Source organism: uncultured Methanofollis sp. (assembly GCF_937919355.1).
Lineage (GTDB): Archaea > Halobacteriota > Methanomicrobia > Methanomicrobiales > Methanofollaceae > Methanofollis.
Map to the genome: position 1 here is coordinate 1 of NZ_CALFSA010000050.1, position 1,072 is coordinate 1,072.

General features: G+C 56.3%; 2 protein-coding genes. One reads left to right on the top strand and one right to left on the bottom strand.

The features are described 5' to 3' along the window. Positions 1-711, top strand: a 711-nt coding sequence (locus tag Q0520_RS02580) for a hypothetical protein (protein WP_298666205.1), incomplete at its 5' end; no start/stop codon positions are given. Between the two features lie 49 nt (positions 712-760). Here the strand turns inward: Q0520_RS02580 and Q0520_RS02585 are convergent. Continuing rightward, positions 761-1,072: M3 family metallopeptidase (locus Q0520_RS02585; RefSeq protein WP_298666208.1), on the bottom strand; the 312-nt coding region annotated here is incomplete at its 5' end.

The following is a 1,072-nucleotide window of genomic DNA, read 5'->3' on the forward strand; positions in this document are numbered from 1 at the left end:
GGACATTCTCTATACGATGCTTACAGGACGGCGGACAGGATCAACCGCGGCGAAGCGGCATTCACCAGAAAAAGCAGGTTGTTCTGGGTGCCGGCCTCGGCGTATGTTCTGGTGATCGCCATGATCGCGGTGATCCTGCTCATCGGGCCGGTACCTCCTACAGAAGGGCACGCCGACGCCATCCCCGAGGCCGTTGTGCCTACAACGGCGACCACTCCTGCCGCGCCCGACACCCAGAGAACAGAGTTCTTCGACCTCTTCTTAACCAAAGAGGATCTCCCCGCAGGTTATGCCCCGCCAAGATACACGTTGATACCCGGGTCGGCACTCTCCCCGACGATGAGAGTGTTCGGGGCCGATGTCGGATTTGTGGAATTTTTTTCAGAAGACCCGGCACCAAAGCCGGGGAGCCTCGTAATCTCCCAGAAACTCATCACCTTCCCTGAAGGAAATGCCACGAAGATGGTCGACTCCGACTATGAAACCTACTCCATCGGACGAAATGAAGTGCTCGCCCCGCCCGCCATCGGGGAGAACTCAGCGGCGTTCAAGCTGATCGGACGTGAAAGAAATGCAACCGAGGACCACATTCACTACGTGATCACCTTCTCGCAATACGATATCTATGAGATGTTCGTGATCGTCGGGCCTGATCCCGATTATGAACTGCTTGAGGACCTCGCTGTGAAGTCCGCGGCAAAGATCCCATAATGGACCGAATCTGAAATAAAAAAGATCGGAGGAGAAATGGTCTGGCTGATTAATTATTCCCGGACATCTCTATCCCGAGGTGCCTGTACAGCGCCTCCGGCCCCGGTTCTCTCCCCAGGAAATTCTCAAGGAGCACCATCCCGTCCTCCATAGTGCCCCGTGAGAGGACCTCGTCCCTGAATCTCATGCCGAGAGTCTGGTTGGTCATACCGTCCTCCTTGAACTCGTCGACGATATCGAGGGCATAGACCTTCGACCAGAGGTACCCGTAATACCCGGCATCATATCCACCCATGAGATGACCGAAAGATGCAGGCTGATGGGTGCCGGCAGGAGGCCGCGTGCCCGTCACGTCCTCGCA